This window comes from Marinobacter nauticus, assembly GCF_003634635.1.
GTDB lineage: Bacteria > Pseudomonadota > Gammaproteobacteria > Pseudomonadales > Oleiphilaceae > Marinobacter > Marinobacter nauticus.
In genome coordinates, this window is sequence record NZ_RBJB01000010.1 from 1 (window position 1) to 5,474 (window position 5,474).

At 53.5% G+C, this 5,474-nt stretch carries 2 tRNA genes and 3 rRNA genes; all 5 read left to right on the forward strand.

Annotated features, from left to right (window positions below):
• Window positions 1-199: 199 nt before the first annotated feature.
• A 16S ribosomal RNA gene (locus tag C7436_RS18635) occupies window positions 200-1,740 on the forward strand.
• A gap of 89 nt (window positions 1,741-1,829) precedes the next feature.
• A tRNA-Ile gene (locus tag C7436_RS18640) sits at window positions 1,830-1,906 on the forward strand.
• 96 nt (window positions 1,907-2,002) lie between these two features.
• Window positions 2,003-2,078: transfer RNA gene (locus C7436_RS18645), tRNA-Ala, on the forward strand.
• 311 nt (window positions 2,079-2,389) lie between these two features.
• Window positions 2,390-5,281 (forward strand): 23S ribosomal RNA (locus tag C7436_RS18650).
• A gap of 78 nt (window positions 5,282-5,359) precedes the next feature.
• A 5S ribosomal RNA gene (gene rrf, locus C7436_RS18655) occupies window positions 5,360-5,474 on the forward strand.
• Together the 16S, 23S and 5S rRNA genes with 2 tRNA genes alongside form the textbook arrangement of a ribosomal RNA operon.

Below are 5,474 nucleotides of genomic sequence, written 5' to 3' on the forward strand. Positions count from 1 at the left end.
GGTTGACAGGGCAGCGGAACGATGTAGAATACGCGGCCTTGATTGAGCAACAGCTCAAACGCTCTTTAAAAAGTTAACCAAGTAATTCGTGTGGGCGCTGGCCGAGGTATTTCGGACATGAAATATCAGGACAGTGACTCGTCGAAATTGAGTTTTGTCTTGAGCAAGAATTAAGAACTTTCGAGTTCTTGTATGATTTAAACTGAAGAGTTTGATCATGGCTCAGATTGAACGCTGGCGGCAGGCTTAACACATGCAAGTCGAGCGGTAACAGGGGTAGCTTGCTACCCGCTGACGAGCGGCGGACGGGTGAGTAATGCTTAGGAATCTGCCCAGTAGTGGGGGATAGCCCGGGGAAACCCGGATTAATACCGCATACGTCCTACGGGAGAAAGCAGGGGATCTTCGGACCTTGCGCTATTGGATGAGCCTAAGTCGGATTAGCTAGTTGGTGGGGTAAAGGCCTACCAAGGCGACGATCCGTAGCTGGTCTGAGAGGATGATCAGCCACATCGGGACTGAGACACGGCCCGAACTCCTACGGGAGGCAGCAGTGGGGAATATTGGACAATGGGGGCAACCCTGATCCAGCCATGCCGCGTGTGTGAAGAAGGCTTTCGGGTTGTAAAGCACTTTCAGTAGGGAGGAAAACCTTATGGCTAATACCCATGAGGCTTGACGTTACCTACAGAAGAAGCACCGGCTAACTCCGTGCCAGCAGCCGCGGTAATACGGAGGGTGCAAGCGTTAATCGGAATTACTGGGCGTAAAGCGCGCGTAGGTGGTTTGGTAAGCGAGATGTGAAAGCCCCGGGCTTAACCTGGGAACGGCATTTCGAACTGTCAGACTAGAGTGTGGTAGAGGGTAGTGGAATTTCCTGTGTAGCGGTGAAATGCGTAGATATAGGAAGGAACACCAGTGGCGAAGGCGGCTACCTGGACCAACACTGACACTGAGGTGCGAAAGCGTGGGGAGCAAACAGGATTAGATACCCTGGTAGTCCACGCCGTAAACGATGTCAACTAGCCGTTGGGACTCTTGAAGTCTTAGTGGCGCAGCTAACGCACTAAGTTGACCGCCTGGGGAGTACGGCCGCAAGGTTAAAACTCAAATGAATTGACGGGGGCCCGCACAAGCGGTGGAGCATGTGGTTTAATTCGACGCAACGCGAAGAACCTTACCTGGCCTTGACATCCAGAGAACTTTCCAGAGATGGATTGGTGCCTTCGGGAACTCTGAGACAGGTGCTGCATGGCCGTCGTCAGCTCGTGTCGTGAGATGTTGGGTTAAGTCCCGTAACGAGCGCAACCCCTATCCCTGGTTGCTAGCAGGTAATGCTGAGAACTCCAGGGAGACTGCCGGTGACAAACCGGAGGAAGGTGGGGATGACGTCAGGTCATCATGGCCCTTACGGCCAGGGCTACACACGTGCTACAATGGCGCGTACAGAGGGCTGCCAACTCGCGAGAGTGAGCCAATCCCTTAAAACGCGTCGTAGTCCGGATCGGAGTCTGCAACTCGACTCCGTGAAGTCGGAATCGCTAGTAATCGCGAATCAGAATGTCGCGGTGAATACGTTCCCGGGCCTTGTACACACCGCCCGTCACACCATGGGAGTGGATTGCACCAGAAGTAGTTAGTCTAACCTTCGGGAGGACGATTACCACGGTGTGGTTCATGACTGGGGTGAAGTCGTAACAAGGTAGCCGTAGGGGAACCTGCGGCTGGATCACCTCCTTAAACGAAGCCGAATGCTTCGGTCAGAGTCCACACGAATTACTTGGTTGGCTAATAAAGAGAGCAGATGGGTCGTTGCAGGCCCGTGTTTTGGGTCTGTAGCTCAGGTGGTTAGAGCGCACCCCTGATAAGGGTGAGGTCGGTGGTTCAAGTCCACCCAGACCCACCAGAATTGTTCAGCTCGTCGTTGTCGAAGTACTTGCATAGCAGGCTATGCGGCGCACTTCGACGCCTAGATCTGATCAATTCTTGTAGATAGCTTCTTGGGGCTATAGCTCAGCTGGGAGAGCGCCTGCCTTGCACGCAGGAGGTCGGCAGTTCGATCCTGCCTAGCTCCACCAAACTTTACTGACTAACTTCGGTTAGCAGTGTGCAGAAACAAGTGTTTCAACTTGATGAAAGTTCGAAGCCCTTCTTTCTGATCACTGGGTCAGATTTGCTCTTTAACAAATTGGACGAGATAGAACACGAATATTTTTCTCTCATTATCTCCGAGAGAAAATGTTCAAAGTGATAGCGATTTCAAGCGTTATCCGGTGTTGTCGTTGAAGTGGTTGTTCTATTGCTTCAAGTGACTGTCTCGAAGATGCCTCGGAATCAGGCTTGCCTGGTGAAGAGTGTGGATTCGTGATCAGTTGTCTTGGGGTTATATAGTCAAGCAACTAAGCGCATACGGTGGATGCCTTGGCAGTCAGAGGCGATGAAAGACGTGGAAGCCTGCGATAAGGTTCGGGGAGCTGGCAAACGAGCTGTGATCCGGACATCTCTGAATGGGGAAACCCACCAACCTTCGGGTTGGTATCTTACACTGAATCCATAGGTGTAAGAGGCGAACCAGGGGAACTGAAACATCTAAGTACCCTGAGGAAAAGAAATCAACCGAGATTCCCTAAGTAGCGGCGAGCGAACGGGGACCAGCCCTTAAGCTGAACAACTGGTAGGAGAAGGCTCTGGAAAGTGCCGCCATAGTGGGTGATAGCCCCGTATCCGAAACCTGAGTTCAGTGAAATCGAGTAGGTCGGCGCACGAGAAACGTTGACTGAACATGGGGGGACCATCCTCCAAGGCTAAATACTCCTGACTGACCGATAGTGAACCAGTACCGTGAGGGAAAGGCGAAAAGAACCCCTGTGAGGGGAGTGAAATAGACCCTGAAACCGTATGCGTACAAGCAGTCGGAGCAGACTTGTTCTGTGACGGCGTACCTTTTGTATAATGGGTCAGCGACTTATGTTCAGTGGCGAGGTTAACCGTTTAGGGGAGCCGTAGGGAAACCGAGTCTGAATAGGGCGAATTAGTCGCTGGGCATAGACCCGAAACCGGGCGATCTATCCATGAGCAGGTTGAAGGTGCCGTAACAGGCACTGGAGGACCGAACCCACTGTCGTTGAAAAGCCAGGGGATGACTTGTGGATCGGAGTGAAAGGCTAATCAAGCCCGGAGATAGCTGGTTCTCCCCGAAAGCTATTTAGGTAGCGCCTCGGACGAATACCACAGGGGGTAGAGCACTGTTTGGGCTAGGGGGTCATCTCGACTTACCAACCCCATGCAAACTCCGAATACCTGTGAGTACTATCCGGGAGACACACGGCGGGTGCTAACGTCCGTCGTGAAGAGGGAAACAACCCAGACCGCCAGCTAAGGTCCCAAAGTACCAGTTAAGTGGGAAACGATGTGGGAAGGCTCAGACAGCTAGGAGGTTGGCTTAGAAGCAGCCACCCTTTAAAGAAAGCGTAATAGCTCACTAGTCGAGTCGGCCTGCGCGGAAGATGTAACGGGGCTCAAACTGGTCACCGAAGCTGCGGCTGCATACTTTGTATGCGGGGTAGGGGAGCGTTCTGTAAGCCTGCGAAGGTGTGTTGAGAAGCATGCTGGAGGTATCAGAAGTGCGAATGCTGACATGAGTAACGACAATGCGGGTGAAAAACCCGCACGCCGGAAGACCAAGGGTTCCTGCGCAACGCTAATCGGCGCAGGGTGAGTCGGCCCCTAAGGCGAGACCGAAAGGTGTAGTCGATGGGAAACGGGTTAATATTCCCGTACCTTGGATAGCTGCGATGGAGAGACGGAGAAGGCTAGGTGAGCCGGGCGACGGTTGCCCCGGTTTAAGCATGTAGGGAGTGGACTTAGGCAAATCCGGGTCCACAATCCCGAGACGCGACGACGAGTGCCCAAGGGCGCGAAGTCATTGATGCCCTGCTTCCAGGAAAATCTTCTAAGCTTCAGGCTATTCGAGACCGTACCCCAAACCGACACAGGTGGTCAGGTAGAGAATACCAAGGCGCTTGAGAGAACTCGGGTAAAGGAACTAGGCAAAATGGTGCCGTAACTTCGGGAGAAGGCACGCCGGTGTGTACGTGAAACCCCTGCGGGTGGAGCGGAAGCCGGTCGAAGATACCAGGCCCCTGCGACTGTTTATTAAAAACACAGCACTCTGCAAACACGAAAGTGGACGTATAGGGTGTGACGCCTGCCCGGTGCCGGAAGGTTAATTGATGGGGTTAGCATTCGTGCGAAGCTCTTGATCGAAGCCCCGGTAAACGGCGGCCGTAACTATAACGGTCCTAAGGTAGCGAAATTCCTTGTCGGGTAAGTTCCGACCTGCACGAATGGCGTAACGATGGGGGCGCTGTCTCTACCCGAGACTCAGTGAAATTGAAATCGCCGTGAAGATGCGGTGTATCCGCGGCTAGACGGAAAGACCCCGTGAACCTTTACTATAGCTTCACAGTGAACTTTGAGCATGCTTGTGTAGGATAGCTGGGAGGCTTTGAAACCGGGACGCCAGTTCCGGTGGAGCCAACCTTGAAATACCAGCCTGGCATGTTTGAGGTTCTAACTCTGGCCCCTTATCGGGGTTGAGGACACTGTGTGGTGGGTAGTTTGACTGGGGCGGTCTCCTCCCAAAGCGTAACGGAGGAGCACAAAGGTGGGCTAAGCACGGTCGGACATCGTGCGGTTAGTGTAATGGCACAAGCCCGCTTGACTGCGAGACAGACACGTCGAGCAGGTACGAAAGTAGGTCATAGTGATCCGGTGGTTCTGTATGGAAGGGCCATCGCTCAACGGATAAAAGGTACTCCGGGGATAACAGGCTGATACCGCCCAAGAGTTCACATCGACGGCGGTGTTTGGCACCTCGATGTCGGCTCATCACATCCTGGGGCTGAAGCCGGTCCCAAGGGTATGGCTGTTCGCCATTTAAAGTGGTACGCGAGCTGGGTTTAGAACGTCGTGAGACAGTTCGGTCCCTATCTGCCGTGGACGTTGGAGATTTGAGGAAAGCTGCTCCTAGTACGAGAGGACCGGAGTGGACGAACCTCTGGTGTTCGGGTTGTCACGCCAGTGGCATTGCCCGGTAGCTATGTTCGGACAGGATAACCGCTGAAAGCATCTAAGCGGGAAGCCCCTTCCAAGATGAGATCTCCCCGAGGCCTCGAGCCTCCTGAAGAGCCGTTCAAGACCAGGACGTTGATAGGTCGGGTGTGTAAGCGCTGCGAGGCGTTGAGCTAACCGATACTAATTGCTCGTGCGGCTTGACTATATAACACCCAAGACAATTGCGGATAACGCAGAAATCAATATCACGTTCCATCTCGTCCCCCAGTGATCAACCGTTTTGCCTGACGACCATAGCGGTCTGGAACCACCTGATCCCATCCCGAACTCAGAAGTGAAACAGACCTGCGCCGATGGTAGTGTGGCGTTGCCCATGTGAGAGTAGGTCATCGTCAGGC